Source organism: Enterobacter sp. SM3 (genome assembly GCF_009811935.2).
GTDB lineage: Bacteria > Pseudomonadota > Gammaproteobacteria > Enterobacterales > Enterobacteriaceae > Enterobacter > Enterobacter asburiae_D.
The window spans coordinates 491,790-511,157 of sequence record NZ_CP099971.1 but is presented as its reverse complement, the minus strand read 5'-3'; the positions used below and the strand labels follow the sequence as shown (position 1 = coordinate 511,157).

General features: G+C 54.5%; 22 protein-coding genes. 6 read left to right on the top strand and 16 right to left on the bottom strand.

Annotation, left to right across the window (positions count from 1 at the left end; all coding sequences use genetic code 11):
• Positions 1-39 precede the first annotated feature (39 nt).
• The 3 genes from GVO84_RS02310 to GVO84_RS02300 form a co-directional block, all read right to left on the bottom strand.
• The gene (locus GVO84_RS02310) at positions 40-867 is read right to left on the bottom strand and encodes a hypothetical protein (RefSeq protein WP_104949582.1); all 828 of its coding nucleotides are present in this window, start codon (positions 865-867) and stop codon (positions 40-42) included.
• Between the two features lie 25 nt (positions 868-892).
• Positions 893-1,303 (bottom strand): membrane protein, encoded by a 411-nt coding sequence (locus GVO84_RS02305; protein ID WP_024907308.1) that lies wholly within the window; start codon positions 1,301-1,303, stop codon positions 893-895.
• 91 nt (positions 1,304-1,394) lie between these two features.
• The gene (locus tag GVO84_RS02300; protein WP_159515384.1) at positions 1,395-3,293 is read right to left on the bottom strand and encodes a beta-ketoacyl synthase; all 1,899 of its coding nucleotides are present in this window, start codon (positions 3,291-3,293) and stop codon (positions 1,395-1,397) included.
• Between the two features lie 176 nt (positions 3,294-3,469).
• Here GVO84_RS02300 and GVO84_RS02295 point away from each other — a divergent pair, with 176 nt between their 5' ends.
• The 3 genes from GVO84_RS02295 (at position 3,470) to GVO84_RS02285 (ending at position 6,427) form a co-directional block, all read left to right on the top strand.
• Positions 3,470-4,513 carry a GlxA family transcriptional regulator gene (locus GVO84_RS02295; RefSeq protein WP_236545913.1) on the top strand — a complete coding sequence of 348 codons (1,044 nt, stop codon included), beginning with the start codon at positions 3,470-3,472 and terminating at the stop codon, positions 4,511-4,513.
• Between the two features lie 48 nt (positions 4,514-4,561).
• Positions 4,562-5,386 (top strand): AraC family transcriptional regulator, encoded by an 825-nt coding sequence (locus GVO84_RS02290; RefSeq protein WP_159515383.1) that lies wholly within the window; start codon positions 4,562-4,564, stop codon positions 5,384-5,386.
• 75 nt (positions 5,387-5,461) lie between these two features.
• On the top strand, positions 5,462-6,427 hold the full coding sequence (locus GVO84_RS02285) for a DMT family transporter (protein WP_159515382.1): 966 nt from the start codon (positions 5,462-5,464) through the stop codon (positions 6,425-6,427).
• Positions 6,428-6,514: 87 nt separating this feature from the next.
• Here GVO84_RS02285 and GVO84_RS02280 read toward each other — a convergent pair whose 3' ends face one another.
• Positions 6,515-8,164: a methyl-accepting chemotaxis protein gene (locus GVO84_RS02280; protein ID WP_121424858.1), complete on the bottom strand. Its 1,650-nt coding sequence runs from the start codon at positions 8,162-8,164 to the stop codon at positions 6,515-6,517.
• Positions 8,165-8,407: 243 nt separating this feature from the next.
• Here GVO84_RS02280 and ytfE point away from each other — a divergent pair, with 243 nt between their 5' ends.
• Positions 8,408-9,070, top strand: coding sequence for an iron-sulfur cluster repair protein YtfE (gene ytfE / locus GVO84_RS02275; protein WP_159515381.1), 663 nt, complete (start codon positions 8,408-8,410; stop codon positions 9,068-9,070).
• Positions 9,071-9,167: 97 nt separating this feature from the next.
• Here ytfE and cycA read toward each other — a convergent pair whose 3' ends face one another.
• Together cycA and fklB are read right to left on the bottom strand one after the other, a co-directional pair.
• Positions 9,168-10,577 carry a D-serine/D-alanine/glycine transporter gene (cycA, locus tag GVO84_RS02270; RefSeq protein WP_024907315.1) on the bottom strand — a complete coding sequence of 470 codons (1,410 nt, stop codon included), beginning with the start codon at positions 10,575-10,577 and terminating at the stop codon, positions 9,168-9,170.
• A 311-nt stretch (positions 10,578-10,888) separates the two neighbouring features.
• On the bottom strand, positions 10,889-11,509 hold the full coding sequence (fklB, locus tag GVO84_RS02265; RefSeq protein ID WP_008502892.1) for an FKBP-type peptidyl-prolyl cis-trans isomerase: 621 nt from the start codon (positions 11,507-11,509) through the stop codon (positions 10,889-10,891).
• Between the two features lie 233 nt (positions 11,510-11,742).
• On the opposite strand from fklB, the gene GVO84_RS02260 reads away from it, so the two are divergent.
• Positions 11,743-12,387, top strand: coding sequence for an OapA family protein (locus GVO84_RS02260; protein ID WP_121424856.1), 645 nt, complete (start codon positions 11,743-11,745; stop codon positions 12,385-12,387).
• Between the two features lie 67 nt (positions 12,388-12,454).
• On the opposite strand, the gene rplI is transcribed toward GVO84_RS02260, so the two are convergent.
• The 4 genes from rplI to rpsF are packed head-to-tail and all read right to left on the bottom strand — an operon-like array spanning position 12,455 to position 13,894.
• Positions 12,455-12,904: a 50S ribosomal protein L9 gene (gene rplI / locus GVO84_RS02255; RefSeq protein ID WP_023310148.1), complete on the bottom strand. Its 450-nt coding sequence runs from the start codon at positions 12,902-12,904 to the stop codon at positions 12,455-12,457.
• A gap of 41 nt (positions 12,905-12,945) precedes the next feature.
• On the bottom strand, positions 12,946-13,173 hold the full coding sequence (rpsR, locus tag GVO84_RS02250; protein ID WP_000135199.1) for a 30S ribosomal protein S18: 228 nt from the start codon (positions 13,171-13,173) through the stop codon (positions 12,946-12,948).
• 4 nt (positions 13,174-13,177) lie between these two features.
• Complete coding sequence (priB, locus tag GVO84_RS02245) at positions 13,178-13,492, bottom strand: primosomal replication protein N (RefSeq protein WP_008502895.1); 315 nt, start codon at positions 13,490-13,492, stop codon at positions 13,178-13,180.
• A gap of 6 nt (positions 13,493-13,498) precedes the next feature.
• A complete protein-coding gene (gene rpsF / locus GVO84_RS02240) occupies positions 13,499-13,894 on the bottom strand; it encodes a 30S ribosomal protein S6 (RefSeq protein ID WP_080328808.1) in 396 nt (131 codons plus the stop codon).
• 341 nt (positions 13,895-14,235) lie between these two features.
• On the opposite strand from rpsF, the gene yjfY reads away from it, so the two are divergent.
• Positions 14,236-14,511, top strand: a complete 276-nt coding sequence (gene yjfY, locus GVO84_RS02235) for a DUF1471 family protein YjfY (RefSeq protein ID WP_159515380.1) — start codon at positions 14,236-14,238, stop codon at positions 14,509-14,511.
• A 142-nt stretch (positions 14,512-14,653) separates the two neighbouring features.
• On the opposite strand, the gene GVO84_RS02230 is transcribed toward yjfY, so the two are convergent.
• From GVO84_RS02230 to ulaA, 6 genes are read right to left on the bottom strand one after another with little or no spacing between them, the layout of a single operon-like run.
• On the bottom strand, positions 14,654-15,340 hold the full coding sequence (locus tag GVO84_RS02230; protein ID WP_159515379.1) for an L-ribulose-5-phosphate 4-epimerase: 687 nt from the start codon (positions 15,338-15,340) through the stop codon (positions 14,654-14,656).
• Positions 15,333-16,193, bottom strand: coding sequence for an L-ribulose-5-phosphate 3-epimerase (locus tag GVO84_RS02225; RefSeq protein WP_159515378.1), 861 nt, complete (start codon positions 16,191-16,193; stop codon positions 15,333-15,335). The genes GVO84_RS02230 and GVO84_RS02225 overlap by 8 nt, the downstream gene beginning before the upstream one ends.
• Positions 16,194-16,202: 9 nt before the next feature.
• Positions 16,203-16,853 (bottom strand): 3-keto-L-gulonate-6-phosphate decarboxylase UlaD, encoded by a 651-nt coding sequence (ulaD, locus tag GVO84_RS02220; protein WP_063144079.1) that lies wholly within the window; start codon positions 16,851-16,853, stop codon positions 16,203-16,205.
• A 12-nt stretch (positions 16,854-16,865) separates the two neighbouring features.
• Positions 16,866-17,333 (bottom strand): PTS ascorbate transporter subunit IIA, encoded by a 468-nt coding sequence (ulaC, locus tag GVO84_RS02215; RefSeq protein WP_013095304.1) that lies wholly within the window; start codon positions 17,331-17,333, stop codon positions 16,866-16,868.
• A gap of 10 nt (positions 17,334-17,343) precedes the next feature.
• A complete protein-coding gene (gene ulaB / locus GVO84_RS02210) occupies positions 17,344-17,649 on the bottom strand; it encodes a PTS ascorbate transporter subunit IIB (RefSeq protein WP_003856022.1) in 306 nt (101 codons plus the stop codon).
• A gap of 12 nt (positions 17,650-17,661) precedes the next feature.
• Positions 17,662-19,062 (bottom strand): PTS ascorbate transporter subunit IIC, encoded by a 1,401-nt coding sequence (gene ulaA, locus GVO84_RS02205; RefSeq protein WP_126545637.1) that lies wholly within the window; start codon positions 19,060-19,062, stop codon positions 17,662-17,664.
• Between the last annotated feature and the right edge of the window lie 306 nt (positions 19,063-19,368).

Here is a 19,368-nt window from a genome sequence, read left to right as displayed (position 1 = left end):
ATTCGCTCTATATTTTCAAATGTAATGAGGGTGAAAAGATTATTTTCCGGCGCGGCCAGCCAGCAGATCGTTACAGAAGTCGTTCCATACCTTCAGCCAGAGATCGACGCGCTGTTCCATCTCGGCATAGCGGTCTTCTGTCAGCGCCTGGCAGAACAGGATCCATGCATCTTCGGAGTGACCATCTTCAATGGACTCTCCCGTTTCGCTTTCTACATGGATGCTGTGATAGCCCTTCGTGACGTCAATATCCGTCGCTTTATCAACGCCTTTGGCCCACGGCGTGGCGAAGTCATGGAAGACGGTCTCAGCCACGGCCAGCAACCCCACCAGCTGGGTATAGTCGCCATAGGCATTCTCAAACGTTGCGCGGCAGGCCAGAGAGCTGGACATCGGCAGCCAGGATTTCACCTCGTGCTCTGTCATCCCCAGCTGCTGGATGGTCGTAAAGAACTGCACGTAGTGCGCCAGCGCGGGCTGGCCGTTGTAATTACCCTCGGCGTCTTCGCCAGGGTGGAAGCCCAGCTCATCCAGCAGGTTGATTTGCAGCAGAAAACGGGCCGCCATTTTCGCCTGCGCGCCCAGCGGAGCTTCCAACTGCTTCGCCGCGCTTAACGCTTCAATAACGGCATCGGTAAAGACTTGCGCAAAAGCGTGATAAAACTCCAGATGGAATACGCGCATCTGTTGAAGATCGACTTCACCGCTGTTCATTTTTGACAATATTGGGCTGCGCATCAGCGGATGGGATTCAATCCGGTCAATAAGCCTGTTGGCAAATGCGCGGTTTTCTGTATAAACGTGCTTATCTACGGTCGCGACAATAGCGTCCCGACCCAGCTGGCGGGTATTCAGTAACGTTTTCATTTTTATATCTCAGGTAGGTGATAGTTTACAGGGCTGAAACCCTGCCAATTGCCATTACGACTAACGCATACATTCCACAGCTAAACGGTATAACCTGCACATATTTAAATGGCAGATAAAAACACGATGCAATCAGGAGAACCGGAATACCTACCGAAAGTATCATCATGCAAATAACGGCATAATATTTATAGGTATAAGACACGGCGAGGTCATCAATACACATGCCATAGAGCATGGATATTAACGGCAGCATAATAAAGGCAATATGTGCCAGCCTTAACATTCTGCGGTTTAAATCGGTATAGTTTTCATGTCCTTTGGGGGCACGAAACGGTCCCTTAAACGCATACATCCCCATTAATCCGCCCATCATTATGCCAACGACAATACCGCTCCAGCCAAAGGCAATCAGTATTGCACTGAGATTAGCCACTCTCTTTCTCCTGTTTAGTGGTGCACAAAGGTAAGGCGCCTGAGAAAATACAAGCACCTTTATTTATTAATAATAAAATCAGATATAACGATTAAAAGTCCGGGTATTCTTTATCCGTCGCGTACGTTATCGGTTTTTCAAATCCGGGAATGGTGATGCCATTCCTATCAATCTTTATATCTTCCTCATTTATCCCCTGCTGTCCGAACAGATAAATGACATTGAGTTCCCCCTGCGAAGCCGCCTCGTCGTACGCGTTAGCCTGACGTCGCACCTGGCGGTTACGCTGCTGATATTCCGCAAACACCGCGTCCCCATAGCGTTTGCGCAACCATTGATGGGTAAGCTTTGGCGAGTAAACCACCCCCGTGGCATTATTACCGCCAAAGCCTTTTGAATTTATAAAGGCGATTTGTCCCTGGCCTTCCTCTAATTTGCAGTCCTGAAGAGGAATGGTTAAGCGTGCGTTGTTCACCTGCGGCGCGATGTGCGACACGCTTTTAATTCCCGGCAAAATACCGTAGCGGAAGACGCCGAGGCAGCCGATCAGCTGGTCGCCGCTGGCGGGCCCCAGGGAGTGTCCGAGATACGATTTCACCGCCGTCACCGGCCAGTCGCGAATCGAAAAGGCTTGCGCAACGCGGTCAAAAATATCCGCCTCGGAGACGCAATTCTTCGGCGTGCTTGAACCGTGCGCCTGAATAAACGAACCCTTCTGCACCGTCTCCATCCCGGCCATCGATACCGCAGAGGCTACGGCTTTCGCCATGGTGATGTAGTTCCCCGGCCCCGGTGACGCGATAGAACGCTTAAAGCCGTCAGCGTTGATGAAGACATTTCCCACCGAACCGTGGATCTCTGCGCCAAGCTGCAGCGCCAGCTCGTCGTCCATTAACACGACATACTGGCTGGATTCCGCGATCACAAAACCGCAGCTGTTGCCAAACGGGCGGCTGCTGTTGCGCCAGTCGGCGGTTTCCTTTTCATCAATATGCTTAAGCTTGCTCTCCGTTGCCAGGGCGCCCATGGCATCGAATCCTTCAATCACTTCTGAGGTGACCGGCGCTTCGGCGCTACCCACGACGGCTACGCGAATGCGCCCCGCTTTGATATCTTCAACCGCCGCATTCAGGTTATACAGAAACGTGGCGCATGCCCCCAGCGTGGCGCTGGTGTGGCCGACGCTACCCAGCACATACGCATTGAGGAAATCGGCACACATGCTGTTCAGGCCCAGCGGACACTGCTTGGCGCTAACGCGATGGCCTTTCAGGCGCGACTGCAGCATCCCGCCAAAGCCATAATCGTCGAGCTGCCCCATGATATTGCCCGAATAGACGCCGAGCTGATCCGGCGTGATATTTGCCTGCACCTCTCGCCACGGGATCCCCAGGGCGTTGATGGCGTCAGATGCCCCGACAATCGCCATTTGTAACGCCCGCGGATGGAACTGCGAATTGTAGTGGTCGCCCGGGCGGAATCCCTGCGGCAACAGCCCGGCAGCCTGCACCTCCGTGCGCAGCAACGCCTCAATTTTACAGTCCATCTCTCCCTGAACGGTGATGCGGACACGCTGATCCGCTAATTCTTCAACGTGCCATCCCGCAGGTAAGGGCTGAGGTAATTGTCTGGCAGATATATTAAAACTGAACCCTTCTTCGCCTGAAACCATATTCAATTTTGCATGGCTGGCGATAGCATCGACATCAAAATAGTCGCGCGTGATTTTTCTGATAAGGGTCCCCTCAAGCGCCTCGTCTTTTATCCTCGCGGCGGCCTGAGCAGGTGTAAATCTTTTACCGGAATTGTCGCAATACCCGCCCTCATCATATTTAAGCACGCCCATCAGGATGGCTAACGATAATAACGTCTCCTGCCTTTCCTCTTCCGATAATGACTCAATTATCATTCGACGAAATGCATGATGCGAAGAACTACGACCAGCTGGACCATAGCCGCCAAAAGCCGTTATTACGGGTAATTTCACCATAATTCATCCTGTAGTGGTCGTGGATTTATTTTGTTAAGTAAGTGCGATAATTTCAGATATTAGTTTACAAATTACCAACAAAAGCTAATATGAAAATCCAGCCAAAATGCTGACTTTTTTGGCCAGGACAACGATGAGCTACCAAAAATAATAGTCAAAACAGGTATTAATCAAAAATGACAAATACACAAATAGGATTTGTGTTATGCGAACGCATGCTAAGTTCCGGTCTCAGTCTTCCGATTGAAATGTGGAAAGCCGCAGCCAGTAGCTATTTAGCTGAGCAAAAAACAACATCCCACGCAGACACGCACAAACCGGAGAGGTCACCCTTCAGGCTCTGTCGCCCGGAGAATATTCTGAAGGTGAATACGATTGGCATAAACAGCGAGCCTATCCTGACGCACAGTGGCTTTAGCATTACCGCCGATACCACCCTTGCCGCAGACAGACACTATGACGTTATCTATCTTCCTGCCTTGTGGCGCAATCCTCGCGGAGTGGTCAGGCAACAGCCTGAACTCCTGGAATGGCTGACCGAGCAGGCCGCGCGAGGAACCCGCATCGCCGCCGTCGGAACGGGCTGCTGCTTTCTCGCGGAGTCGGGACTGCTCGACGGGAAACCCGCCACCACCCACTGGCACTACTTCAAGCAATTCGCGCGCGACTACCCCACCGTAAAATTACAAACAAAACATTTCCTCACTCAGGCCGATAATATTTTCTGCGCCGCAAGCGTTAAGGCCCTATCAGACCTGACGATCCATTTTATAGAAACGATATACGGGAAACGGGTAGCCACACATACCCAACGGACATTTTTCCATGAGATTCGCAGCCAGTTTGAGCGTCAATGCTACAGTGAAGAAAACAAACCCCATCCGGATGAAGACATTGTTCAAATTCAAATCTGGATAAAAGCCAACTGCGCTTCGGATATATCCATGCAAAGTCTTGCAGATATGGCTGGCATGAGTTTGCGCAACTTTAATCGCCGCTTTAAAAATGCCACCGACATGTCTCCTCTGCAGTATTTATTAACCGCCAGAATTGAATCCGCCATGACAATGCTGCAATCCACCAATCTGTGCATTCAGGAGATCGCGAATGCGGTTGGATATCAGGATATTGCGCACTTTAATCGCCAGTTTAAGCATAAAACAACGGTTTCACCGGGGGATTACCGTAAGACCGTCCGGGCAAAGATGTTTAGTGCATAAACGCCGGTCATCTCTGATAATGAAAAGATGACCACGAGGAGGCTCACCGTGCAAGGCGTACCGGAACAGTTTACTGATGAAAGAGACAGCGCGCGCTTTCGCCATCTGGCGCATCTGCCGGGCCTGGAGCTTTATCACGCGCATATTTCTGACTACGCCTTTGAGCCTCACACCCATGAAGCCTTCGGGATCGGCACGATTGAAACCGGTGCCGAACGCTTTCGCTATCGCGGTACCCAGCATCTCGCGGCGGAAAAATCCGTCGTCACCATGAACCCGGACGAGATCCATACCGGAGAATCCGCCACCGAAGGCGGCTGGCGCTACCGGATGGTCTATATCGAACCCGACCTGCTGGAAGAGGTGACCGGCCTCCGGCACTGGTGGTTTAGCGATGTCACGCGTCATGACCCGCTGCGCTCGCAGCAAATCGGCAGGCTCATTTACGGCCTGTGGCACACGGAAGATCCGCTTGCGCAAAAAGGATTGCTGCTGGATTTGATTGAGACCTTCCGGCCGTTTGCCCATCACGCGCCGGTGGTTCTGGAAGGCGCGCACCGCTTCGAACGCGTGCGCGAGTATCTGCACGACAACTATATGCGCGCCCTGACGCTGGACGAGCTGGCCAGCGTCGTTTCGCTCAGCCCGTATCATTTCCAGCGCCAGTTCAAAGCCCATTTTCACGTTACGCCGCACCAGATGCTGATGGCCATTCGCCTCTGGCGCGCTAAAGCGTTCCTCACCCACGGCATGCCTGCGGCAGAGGTCGCCGCCGCAACCGGACTGACCGACCAGTCGCATTTAACCCGCGCGTTTACCCACCGCTACGGCATTACCCCCGTGCGCTACCAGAAGCAGGTCACCCGGCGCTAATGCGCAATCTCATACAATACGCGCGCATTTTCCCTTCCTACACTGCATACAGCGTAAATACCTGTGGATGGAAAAATGATTAGTGGTGTGTTGTATGCCCTGCTGGCCGGGATGATGTGGGGGCTGATTTTTGTCGGCCCATTAATCGTGCCCGAGTATCCGGCAATACTGCAGTCGACCGGACGTTATCTGGCGCTCGGGCTGATTGCCCTGCCTCTGGCGTGGCTGGGACGCGCGCGCCTGCGTCAGCTCAGCCGTCAGGACTGGAGTACCGCGCTGGCGCTGACCATGATGGGCAATCTTATCTATTACGTTTGCCTCGCGAGTGCCATTCAGCGTACCGGTGCGCCGGTATCTACCATGATTATCGGCACGCTGCCGGTTGTTATCCCCGTCTTTGCGAACCTGCTCTACAGCCACCGCGATGGCAAACTGGCATGGTCAAAAATGACCCCGGCGCTGGTATGCACCGCCGTGGGGCTGGTATGCGTCAATATTGCCGAGCTGCGTCATGGGCAGGCGGAAGTTGACCTGTGGCGCTACGGCTCTGGCATTGTGCTGGCGTTCATTTCCGTGGCGTGCTGGGCATGGTATGCCTTGCGCAATGCGCGCTGGCTGCGGGAGAACCCGGACAAGCACCCGATGATGTGGGCGACGGCGCAGGCGCTGGTCACGCTGCCCGTCTCGCTGGTGGGATATGCCGGGGCGTGCATCTGGTTAGGCCATCAACAGCCAGACTTCGCCCAGCCCTTCGGGCCAAGACCCTGGGTGTTTATCGGCCTGATGGTGGCGATTGCAGTGCTGTGCTCATGGGTGGGCGCGCTGTGCTGGAACATTGCCAGCCAGAAGCTGCCGACGGTGATTTTAGGGCCGCTGATTGTCTTCGAAACCCTGGCCGGACTGCTTTATACCTTCCTGATGCGCCAGAGCGTGCCGCCGTTATTCACGGCCTGCGGGATCGCGCTGCTGGTGGTGGGGGTGGTGATGGCGGTAAGAGCGAAGCCGGAGAAAGCGAGGGTCGTTCCGGCGTCGGAGGTGTGATTTTTGCCGGGTGGCGGCTCCGCCTTACCCGGCCTACAAGAAGCCGTTTCGTAGGCCGGGTAAGCGCCAGCGCCACCCGGCATGATGTTAAAACGTTTCCCAGTTCCCTTCAGACGCCGCCGCTGCGGGCTGCGCTTTTGGCACATAGGTTTTCACCGGCGCCGCTTTGACCGCCTGGTTGCGGGTGATTTTGAACACCGCCACCGCTTCGTTCAGGCGTGCAGCCTGATCTTCCAGCGCCGCCGCCGCGGCCGCGGACTCCTCTACCAGCGAGGCGTTCTGCTGGGTCACGCGGTCCATCTCGGCTACCGCCTGACCCACCTGGTCGATACCGCGGCTCTGCTCGTCAGAGGCCGAGGCGATTTCGCCCATGATATCGGTGACGCGGGTGACCGCATTAACGATCTCCGCCATCGTCTCCCCGGCTTCGTTAACCAGCTGGGAGCCCGCGTTCACGCGCTCGCCGGAGTCATCGATCAGCGCTTTGATCTCTTTCGCCGCCTGGGCGCTGCGCTGTGCGAGAGTACGGACTTCCCCTGCCACCACCGCAAAACCACGGCCCTGCTCGCCCGCGCGCGCCGCTTCCACCGCCGCGTTCAGCGCCAGAATGTTAGTCTGGAAGGCAATACCGTCGATCACGTTAGTAATTTGCGCGATTTTACTGGAGCTGGTGGCGATTTCGTCCATTGTACGCACCACGCCTTCCACCACGTTACCGCCCTTCTTCGCCGTTGATGAGGCGTCCAGCGCAAGACGGGACGCCTGACGCGCATTATCGGCGTTCTGCTTCACGGTTGCCGTCAGCTGTTCCATGCTGGCTGCCGTTTCTTCCAGAGACGCGGCCTGCTGCTCGGTACGGGAAGAGAGATCGTTACTGCCCGCAGAGATTTCGCCGGCACCGGTGTAAATCGTATCTGCGCCTTCACGCACCACGCCCACCGTGTTCGCCAGCGAGGTTTGCATCTCCTGAACGTTGCGCGCCAGGATAGCCATCTCATTTTTACCGTCAGCCTGAATGGGCTGGGTTAAATCCCCTGCCGCAATGGCGCGAATATGGTTAATCACCTCTTCCAGAGGCAGCAGCAGCACGCGGCGCATGGCTACCCAGCTGGAAATAATCACCACAATCACCAGCAGCATGACCGCAGAGAGGATCCACAGGATATGTTTGTAATCACTTTCATTATCCTGAATGCCTTTATCGGTGAGCGCAGCCTGCGCTTCACGCCATTCACGATAAACCGTCTGCATCGCGTTTTGCTTTTGTTCTGCATTCTGCTTGAACATATCTTCCAGATTGCCCTGGCTCAGCAGAACGTTCATTTGGGTCAGCGTTGCAGAGTAAATGCGGTACTGCTCTTCGAGCCGGTTAGCCAGGTTCTCGTCCAGGCCTGGCGTATTCGGCAAGGCATAGTATTTATCGTAATGGACCTGCGCTTCAGTCAGCAGATTTTTCGCCGTCGTCACCAGCTCATTCAGCTGACCGCCGTTAATTTGCGAGGCCATGCTGCTTTGCAGGCGCAACATCCCGCGGTTCAGGGTGACGCGTGCCTGGTTCAGACTGATCCACGCATCGGTAAACTCCGCCACGTTCTGGCTGGAGAGCTGCGACACGGTGAAGTTGTCTTTATCGTTGTTCAGCGCGTTGATAAAGATACCGGCGGAAATCACTTGCATGATGCCGAGCACAAGCAGCACCGAAATCAGAAGGGTAATGACTTTTATACGTTTAAACATGCGTTGCCTTTGTTATATGCAGGTTTGTCTGACGTGGATATATCGGCAGTCGCGGCGGGTTGTTTACTGTTTCTACACCTTTAAAAAGTTTCTAAACCACTTTCCTAAGTCCATTCAGAGAGTTAAATGGGGTATTTTTTGTGATCTGCATCTCATTTTCCCCCTTCCCTCTAAAGGGTTATAGCGCCGCCTTAAAGATGCATTTAATATGCATCTTATATTATTGATGACGAGGTAACTGCTATGGCCTTTCGCGACCAACCCCTTGGCGAGCTGGCGCTCTCCATTCCTCGCGCTTCTGCGCTGTTCCGTAAATACGATATGGATTACTGCTGCGGCGGTAAGCAAACCCTGGCGCGTGCGGCCTCACGCAAAGAGCTGGACGTTGAGGTGATTGAAGCAGAGCTGGCGCTACTGGCCGAGCAGCCCGTCGACAAAGACTGGCGAACCGCCCCGCTTGCTGAAATCATCGACCATATCATCGTGCGCTACCATGACCGTCACCGTGAACAGCTGCCGGAACTGATCCTGCAGGCGACCAAAGTCGAGCGCGTACATGCCGACAAACCGTCCGTACCGCGCGGTCTGGCGAAATACCTGACCCTGCTGCACGAAGAGCTTTCCAGCCATATGATGAAAGAAGAGCAGATCCTCTTCCCGATGATTAAACAGGGAATGGGAAGCCAGGCGATGGGGCCTATCAGCGTGATGGAAAGCGAGCATGATGATGCGGGTGAACTGCTGGAAGTGATCAAACACACCACCCACAACGTCACGCCGCCGCCAGAAGCATGCACAACGTGGAAAGCGATGTACAACGGCATTAACGAAACGATCGACGACCTGATGGAACACATCAGTCTTGAGAACAACGTTCTGTTCCCGCGGGCTTTAGCTGGGGAATAAAAAAGGCCGCTGCGGCCTGATGCCCTCACCCCGGCCCTCTCCCACGGGGAGAGGGTGCAAAAACTAAAAAACGGCAACCGAAGTTGCCGTTTTGCTTTTACCTTACGCCTGCCATACGTTTCTTACCGATAAACACCCAGCCCAGCCCCAGCGCGATAAACCACAGCGGCGTGACGATGAGTGCCTGACGGGTATCATCTTCCAGCGTCAGCAGAACCAGCACGAAGACGAAGAACGCCATGCACACCCAGCACATCAGTTTACCCAGCGGCATCTTGTAGATCGATTTTTCATGCAGGTGTGGACGCTGCTTGCGGTACACCAGGTATGAACAGAGGATGATGGTCCAGACGAACATAAACAGGATCGCAGAGACCGTGGTAATCATGGTAAACGCGCCAATCACGCTTGGGTTCACGTAGAGCATCACCACACCGCCCAGCAGGCACATGCAGGAGAAGGTCAAACCTTTCGCCGGTACCGCACGCTTAGACAGCTTCGCGAACGCGCTCGGCGCCACGCCCTCCTGCGCCAGACCAAACAGCATACGGCTGGTGGAGAATACGCCGCTGTTGGCAGACGAGGCAGCAGAGGTCAGCACCACGAAGTTAATCAGGCTCGCGGCAGCAGGCAGGCCTACCAGCACGAACAGCTCAACGAACGGGCTCTTGGTGGGCACCACGGAGCTCCACGGCGTCACGGACATAATGATGACCAGCGCGAAGACGTAGAACATGATGATACGAACCGGAATAGAGTTAATGGCGCGCGGGAGAGACTTCTCTGGATCTTTGGTCTCCGCCGCCGTGGTGCCCACCAGCTCAATGCCCACGAAAGCAAACACCGCAATCTGGAAGCCGGCAAAGAAGCCGCTGATGCCTTTCGGGAACCAGCCGCCGTCATTCCACAGATGGGTAAACGACGCCTGAACGCCGGTTGGTGACTGGAAGTGCGTCAGCACCATCACCAGACCCACAACAATCAGTCCCACGATAGCGACGATTTTGATCATCGCGAACCAGAACTCCATCTCACCGAACATTTTGACGGTGGCGAGGTTAAGGCTCAGCAGCAGGACAATGACCGCCAGCGAGGCGACCCAATCCGACAGCCCGGGGAACCAGAACTGCGCGTAGGCGGTAATCGCCACGACGTCCGCCATACCGGTGACGACCCAGCAGAACCAGTAGGTCCAGCCGGTGAAATAGCCCGCCCACGGCCCGAGCAGGTCAGAAGCGAAGTCGCTAAAGGATTTGTATTCGAGGTTCGAGAGCAGCAATTCACCCATTGCACGCATCACGAAGAACAGCATAAAACCGATAATCATATAGACAAATATGATTGACGGTCCAGCGAGACTGATGGTTTTGCCCGACCCCATAAACAGCCCGGTACCGATGGCACCCCCAATCGCAATGAGCTGAATATGACGGTTTGTGAGATTGCGCCGTAGCGACTGTTCGGACGACGCCTCTTCGTCGGCGACGACTTTGACCTGATCTACCATGTGATATTTTCCTGTTTATGCCTGTCTGTGTTGTTAAGGCTCTTCTGGCCTTTAAATACGTCAAAAGATGACGTTCCCTTGTAAGGGCTAATCGATATTAGGTAAGAATCGGCGGGATGAATACTATGATTTAGATATTATGTTAATAATATGTTGAAAGTGAGTGTCATATCACTCATACAGCGCGAAACAGCTCACAAAAATACACGCAACAGTTTCGTTTGCAAGATAAAATGTTGATAGCACCGTAACTATAGGTTTTTACACTATTTTCCTCTCCCCAACCGGGGAGAGGAAATAAGAAAATTCGATTACAGAATTTCCAGCAGCTCGACTTCAAAGACCAGGGTGCTGAATGGCGGGATGGACGCGCCAGCGCCGCGCTCGCCGTAGGCCAGGTTATGCGGGATAGTCAGTTCCCATTTGGAACCGACCGGCATCAGGGTCAGCGCTTCGATCCAGCCTGCGATAACGCCATTCACCGGGAATTCAGCCGGTTCGCCGCGCGCCACGGAGCTGTCGAAGACGGTACCGTCAATCAGCTTACCGGTGTAGTGTACGCGAACGTGGTCGGTACGTGCCGGGATTGCGCCGTCGCCCTGATTGATCACGCGGAACTGCAGACCAGACTCGGTGCTGTTCACGCCTTCACGTTCGCGGTTCTCTTCCAGATATTTCACACCTTCGGCGGCCATCTCTTCAAAGCGCGCACGACGCACGGCGTCAGCACGTTCGTGGATTTCACGCAGCGCACGGTGCACGACGTCAACCGGAACGGCAGGCTGTTTGCCTTCCAGCGCGTCAGCGATACCCGCCACCAGCGCTTCTGGTAACAGACCTTCCAGGCCGGATTCGCTCAGCTGCTGTCCTACCTGCAAGCCGATACCGTAACTTGCCTGCGCTTCGATAGTGTCAAAAGTCGGGGTGGTCATGGGTTTTCCTTCCATCACATTTAAAGTAGCGGGCAGCATATCAGCCATGCCCTTATGGGTAAAACTTTGTCTGAAGTTAAGGTGACAAACCGCGACGAAACAGAAACAATAGAGATAACCAGGATTAATCCCGAACTGATGTCACGGATGTCGGGTTTACTACGCCGTTCAGGCAGTTAGCAAACTATACTTCAGGGCACAGGATAAAAAATACGCGGAGCAGGAGGAGTGCCATGCCCGGGCGATTTGAACTGAAACCTACCCTGGCGAAAATCTGGCAGGCGCCGGACAATTTTCGCATCATGGACCCGCTGCCTCCTCTGCATCGCAGAGGGATCATCATTGGCGCGCTGATGGTGATCGTGGGCTTCCTGCTTCCTTCCGGAGGCGATGATGTTGATACCGCACCCGTCACCCGCAATGCCCAACTGGACATTCAGTCGCAGACGCGGCCGCAGCCTGACGCACAGCCGATGCAGACGCAGCTCGTCACCCCGTCTAACGATCCGGGTCAGGTCGCGCCGGTTGAGCCAGAGCCTATTCAGGATGAACAGCCGCAGGATCAAGCAGCCGCCCCGTCTCAGCCTCAGGTGCAACAGCCCACCGGCATTGAGCAACAGTGGCGTTCTTATCGCGTAGAGCCGGGCAAAACTCTGGCGCAGCTGTTCCGGGATCACAACCTGCCGCCGACCGACGTCTATGCCATGGCGAAGGTGGAAGGCGCAGGCAAGCCGCTCAGTAACCTGCAGAATGGTCAGATGGTACAGATTCGCCAGAATGCCAGCGGGGTGGTGACAGGGTTAACGATTGATACGGGAAGTGGACAACAGGTACTGTTTACCCGCCAGCCAGACGGCAGTTTTATCAGGGCGCGTTAAGGCCCGGTTCTCTAAAAAGCAAAACGCCGGCACAAGGCCGGCGTTTCAACGTGAGCAGAGTAAAAAATTACTCAGCTACAACGTTAACAACCAGTTTAGCGAACACTTCGCTGTGAACCTGGAAGTCAACTTCGTGCTCACCAGTGGTACGCAGAACGCCGTTCGGCAGACGAACTTCGCTCTTAGCCACTTTAACGCCTGCTGCAGAAACTGCATCAGCGATATCGCGGGTACCGATGGAACCGAACAGTTTACCTTCGTCGCCAGATTTAGACGCGATGGTAACGGTGCCCAGTGCGTTGATTGCTTCAGCGCGAGCGTTAGCAGCCGCCAGAACGTCAGCCAGTTTGGCTTCCAGTTCAGCGCGACGTGCTTCGAAAAACTCTACGTTTTTCTTGGTAGCTGGAACAGCTTTACCCTGTGGAACCAGGAAGTTACGTGCGTAACCCGCTTTAACGTTAACCTGATCACCCAGGCTGCCCAGGTTTGCTACTTTATCAAGCAGAATAACTTGCATTACCTTATCCTCTTAAAGTCGTATTAATGGACCGTGCCCGATTACTGATGACGATCAGTGTACGGCAGCAGGGACAGGTAGCGAGCGCGTTTGATAGCGCGAGCCAGCTGACGCTGGTATTTTGCACGAGTACCGGTGATACGGCTTGGGACAATCTTACCGCTTTCGGTGATGTAGTTTTTCAGCGTTGCGATATCTTTATAGTCGATCTCTTGAACGCCTTCCGCGGTGAAACGGCAGAACTTGCGACGACGGAAATAACGTGCCATATGGCTAGTCTCCAGAATCTATCAAATCAATCTGCTCGGCATGCAGAACCATTTTGCTCAGGCCGTTCTTTGCCTTGTGGCAAGAGATGAACCCCTGAACGATTACTGCGCTACCGACCGTTAAACTGTGAGTAATGGCCTGGTTTTCGTGTCCGCTAATAATAACGGGCATTTGGCACCACGCCTGCCGGTGAAACCCGGCTTCCTCTTGCACAGAACGATGCTCAAGCACGAACTGGCAATGCGGAATTCCTGATGGACTGACCTTTCGAAGGGGAGCCCTGCATACGATGCCGGACAACGCCAGACGGTTGGTCATCAGAAATTACTCTTCAGAATCCCCAGCATCAGAATCATCTGCGGTTTCGTTTGCGAAATCATCGCGACGCTCACGGCGCTCGTCTTTCGCTTTAACCATCGGAGATGCTTCGGTAACTGCGTTTTTGGTACGCATAACCATGCTGCGGATAACGGCATCGTTGAAGCGGAAGGTAGTTTCCAGCTCATCGATCACTTCCTGCGGCGCTTCAACGTTCATCAGAACGTAGTGTGCTTTGTGCAGTTTGTTGATCGGGTAAGCCAGCTGACGGCGGCCCCAGTCTTCCAGACGGTGGATCGTACCTTCTGCACCAGTGATGGCAGCAGTGTAACGCTCGATCATACCCGGAACCTGTTCGCTCTGGTCAGGATGGACCATAAAAACGATTTCGTAATGACGCATCGAATTGCTCCTTACGGATTATTCAGCCTCCTGTCTGGGTCAGCCGAGGCCCGGGGAGGCAAGGAACGTGTTAAAGGTCGGCTGAAAAATTGACGCGTCATAATACTTGCGCGCCCCTGGAAACTCAAGCTGATTGCACAAATAATTCGCACAAAGCGCGAAGCGGGTCTAAGTGGGTGATTTAAAATTGGTCACACCCGGAAGCGCTGTTTTTTTGAACAACTGCATCAGAAATGGTCACGCATCCCCGCCGGATGAGTGATTACACTTTAATCAGAGATCACCTGAATTAAAGAAGGAGCATCCCCCCTCTCGCAGCACGTAGTCGTGGAGCGCATATCATGAAAAAAATCGCATTAGCCATAATGGCGGCGCTTTTGCTCAGTGCAAACGCGATGGCAGCCATCAAAATAGACGGCCGACAGGCCAGAAACATGGATGATGTGCAAAGCTTGGGCGTCATTTACATCAATCATAATTTCGCCACGGAAAGTGAAGCAGATCAGGCATTAAACGAAGAAACCGATGCGCAGGGCGCAACCTATTACCACGTGATGTTAACCCGTGAGCCCGGCAGCAACGGCAACATGCACGCCAGTGCAGATATTTACCGATAACGCTTTAACGCTAGCACCAGGAAAGCCAACAACGAGAACATAGCCATAGTTGACGTTGCCCCCTGCCCGGGGGCTTTTTTTTTGTGAATGGCTCCGGAATACCACCGGTTACAACTGTTTTTCGGTATTCCAGAGCACTTATTCACTTCTGCCCGTAGTAGGCATTCGGGCCGTGCTTGCGCATGAAATGCTTGTTCATCAGGTAGTCATCAATGCCCTGAAGCTGTGGGTTGATGCCGCGGGCAATCCACGCCATACGCGCCACCTCCTCCATGACAACCGCATTATGGACGGCGTCGTGGGCATCTTTTCCCCAGGAGAACGGACCGTGCTGATACACCACAATACCCGGCGTATGCAGCGGTTCGCTTTCACCCAGCGTTTCGATGATGACCTTACCGGTGTTGAGCTCGTATTCGCCTTCCACTTCAGCCTGCGTTAATGCGCGCGTGCAGGGGATGTCGCCAAAGAAGTAGTCCGCGTGGGTCGTGCCCAGCGCCGGGATGGGCAACCCCGCCTGTGCCCAGGCCGTCGCGTGCGTGGAATGGGTATGCACCACGCCGCCAAGGGACGGATAACGCCGGTACAGCGCCAGATGGGTTGCGGTATCTGAAGAGGGACGCCATTTTCCCTCCACGACGTTTCCGTCGAGATCCACCACCACCATATCCTCTGCTTTCATGGTGTCATACGCCACGCCGCTCGGCTTAATCACGATCAGCCCCTGCTCGCGGTCGATCGCGCTCACGTTGCCCCAGGTGAACGTGACCAGGCCATAGCGCGGCAGATCCATGTTGGCTTCAAAGACCTGCTGTTTAAGCTTAAGCATGTTCAGCCTCCAGCAACCCTGCCCGCGCCATACGTTCGCGCACCCAGTCCCGTGCCTTCGCCACTTCCGCAGCCGGGTCGTCCGACGTCTCGCTCCACATCTCAATCAGGTAAGGCCCGCAATAGCCTGTCTGCCTGAGCGTCTCGAAGCACCGTTCGAAATCCACCACCCCGGTGCCGAACGGTACGTTTTTAAACACGCCAGGACGGGTATCTTTGACGTGTACCGCCACGATATGCCCGACGCCCGCCTGCAGCTCCATCTGTACGTCGTTATCCCATGCCGACAGGTTGCCGATATCGGGATAAAGCTGGAACCACGGGTTGTTCAGATAGTGCGCGTAGCCCAGCGCCTTGCTGATGGAGTTCATCAACGGGTAGTCCATGATCTCCATCGCCAGCGTGACCTGCGCGCGGCTTGCCATCTCGACGCTCTCTTTCAGGCCATCACGGAAACGACGACGCGTTTCATCGTTGGCTTCCTGATAGTAAACGTCATAACCCGCCAGCTGGATCACGCGAATACCGACATCCTGCGCAAAGCGAATGGCTTTACGCATGATCTCCAGCCCCTGCGCGCGTACGGCATCGTCTTCGCTGCCGAGCGGAAAACGACGGTGGGCGCTCAGGCACATGGACGGCACGCGTACGCCCGTTTCAGCAACGGCGCTCACCAGCGCCAGGCGCTGTTCGCGGCTCCAGTCGAGGCGAGAGAGACGCTCGTCCGTCTCATCCACGGACATTTCGACAAAATCGAAACCCAGCTGTTTTGCCAGCTGTAGCCGCTCCAACCAGCACTCCCCCGCAGGGAGTGCCTTTTCATAGATGCCAAGCGGGACCTGTTTTGACAACATACCCGCTCCTTAGCCCCAAAGCTGAGCGATTGAGCGTTTGAACTGACGCGCCGCTTCCACCGGAGACGCCGCATCACGAATACTACGACCGGCAATAAAGACGTGAATTGGAATGCCCTGGAACAGCGGCAGATCTTCCAGCGCCAGGCCGCCGGTGACGGTGACTTTGAAGCCCATATCCGCCAGACGTTTGATGGCGCTGATATCCGCGTCGCCCCACGCCACGCCTGCGGCCTGCGCATCGCGGCTACGGTGATAAACCACCTGCTGAATGCCCGCGTCGCGCCACTCCTGCGCCTGCTCCCAGGTCCAGAAACCGGTCAGCTCAATCTGCACGTCGCCGTTAAACTCTTTCGCTACGTCCAGCGCGCCTTTGGCGGTGTTGATATCCGCACAGCAGATCACGGTGACCCAGTCGGCGTTGGCTTCAAAGCACATGCGGGAAAGGATTTTGCCTGCATCGGCGATCTTGGCATCCGCCAGTACGATTTTATGTGGATAGAGCGCCTTCAGGTCGCGAACGGCGCGAACGCCTTCGCCCACGCACAGAATGGTACCCACTTCGATGATGTCCACTTCTTCCGCGATCAGGCGGGTGGTTTCGTAAGCGTGGGACAGAGTTTGGTTATCCAGCGCAACCTGCAACATAGGTAATGACATGTTCAATTCCTCTTAGACTGCCGCCGCAGTGGCGTTATCAATTAAATCCAGCACTTCCTGCTCGGTACGGCAGGCGCGTAAACGGTCAAAATTGGCTTCGTCATCAAACAGATTGACGATCTGCATGATGCCCACCTCCTGGTGGGTGTTGGCATCTACGGCGGCCATGGTGATCAGGATGTCGACCGGGTCGTTATCTTCGTGGTTGAACACCAGCGGCGTTTTCAGCGTCACCAGCGCGAAGCCGGTTTTCTTCACGCCCTCTTCAGGACGCCCGTGCGGCATTGCCAGCCCTGGTGCGATCACAAAGTAAGGGCCGTGCTGCGCCACGCCATCAAGAATGGCCTGGTAGTAACGCGGCTCGACAACGTCAGCCTTAACCAGCAGATCCACGCTCAGCTTCACCGCTTCCTGCCAGGTGCTGGCCTCAGCCTGTAAAAGGATGGAGTTATTCTCTGCCAGCGAATCACGTAGTTTCATGATGGAGTCCTTACTTCACGTCTTGTGGGAAGTGCTCTTTAATCACTTCCAGCAGTTTTGGTCCGAAATCCGCAGGCGACAGCATGTTGCGTACGCCCACCACATATTTATTGCCCGACACGCTAATTTCGCCGGCGATATGGGTTGAGGCGATGATGATGTCCGCGCCGTTCAGTTCACTTTTGTATTCACCCACCGCGCAGCTGTTCACCGTGTGGTCGATGTTTGACTGGGTTAAAAACTGGTCCACTTTCATCTTCATGATCATGGAGCTGCCTTGCCCATTGCCACACACAGCCAGGATACGTACGGTCATAATCGAAACTCCTTAATGAGCAGACACTTCTGCTGTTTGTTTTTCCGCATCTTCTTCAGCTCGCAGCGAACGGCCAGCGAAGAACATATAAGCCAGAGCAATCAGGATGATGACGGCCATAAAGACCAGCCCGACGGAGGCAAAGCCCTGCATCATCGGCGGTGCCAGAATTGACCAGTCCGCCATGCCCATCCAGGCACTCATACCGGTGAGCTTGACCGCCCACACGCAACCGAAGATTTCAACCATGCCCATCACCAGGCAGATCTTGAGCGCCGCCCGCCAGCCGCCGAAGTGGTTAGCGAAGACGCCAATGGTGGCGTTGGAGAAGAACATCGGGATAAAGCCAGGAATAATCAGGATGGAGGAGCCGCAGCCGACCAGGATGCCCACCGCAATCAGCTGGCCGATGGTGCCCCACATAAAGCCCCAGACCACCGCGTTTGGCGCGAAGCTGTAGATAGCGGCACAGTCAATTGCCAGCACCGCACCGGGGATCAGGCGCTGTGAGATACCGTTGAAGGCTTCCGACAGTTCGGCGACGAACATACGCACGCCCTGCGTGATGATGAAAATGGCCACCGCGAAGGAGAAGCCGGTCTGCAGGATATAGACCGTCCAGTGGGTTTTACCCGCCATCGCCTGAACAACGTCAATGCCGAAGGAGAGCAGAATGGCACCGAAGAAGATGGTCATCACAATGGCGGTGGAGACGATGTTGTCGTGGAAGATATTCAGCCAGCCCGGCAGCTTAAGGTCTTCAACGCTCTCTTCTTTTTTGCCCAGGTACGGCGCAACTTTATAGGCAATCCAGGAGGCAAACTGCTGCTGGTGACCGATGGAGAAGCCGCAGCCGTCAGTCACTTCCTGGGTTGGCTTGTACATCATGTTGGAGGTGATACCCCAGTAGAGCGAAACCAGCACCGCGGTGCAGATAATCGTGGTCCACATTGGGTAACCGAAGATATAGAGAGAAACCGCGATCAGCCCCGCCTGCTGGAACATGATGTGCCCGGTAAGCATGATGGTGCGAATGCCGGTAATGCGGCGCAGCAGCACATAAATGATGTTGAGCGCCAGCGCGAGCAGGACCGCATAACCCACCCAGCTGTAGGCATCCCCCATGCGTTCGATGGTCGCCATCATGGATGCGTAGGTGTCAGAGATGGCACCGTTGATGCCATATACCTCAGACATTTTGGCGACGACCGGCTTAAAGGTGCTGGTCAGAATGCCTGAACCCGCCTGCAACAGCATGAAACCGATAATGGTTTTGATGGTGCCTTTAATAATCACGCTGACGCTTTTGCGCAGCAGGATATAGCCCAGGCACGTCACGATACCCAGCAGCAGCGGGGCGTTGGTCATTACCTGATTAAAGAACACGGTAAAGACGTTGTAGAGGATCTCCATAACTCTCTCCAGAAATGAGAACACGAGGGGCAATCCCTGTGTGGTTGGTGCCATCACTCTATTAATCACAAATAATCACCACAAGATTGCATTTGATTATTTGTGACGTATCACGCAAATTATTTCCATGGTGTTAGTAATGATTTTCACTACCGTACATAAAAAATCAATTAATCTTTATAATTCATGCAATTAATGTTTTATACAGGATAGTCTAACAAGGAATAAGTGCAGAGTCCGTGAAGTCGAGCAGATAAAATTCCGCATTTTTGCCATTGCAAAGCGCATCAAATGGTGACAGCATTA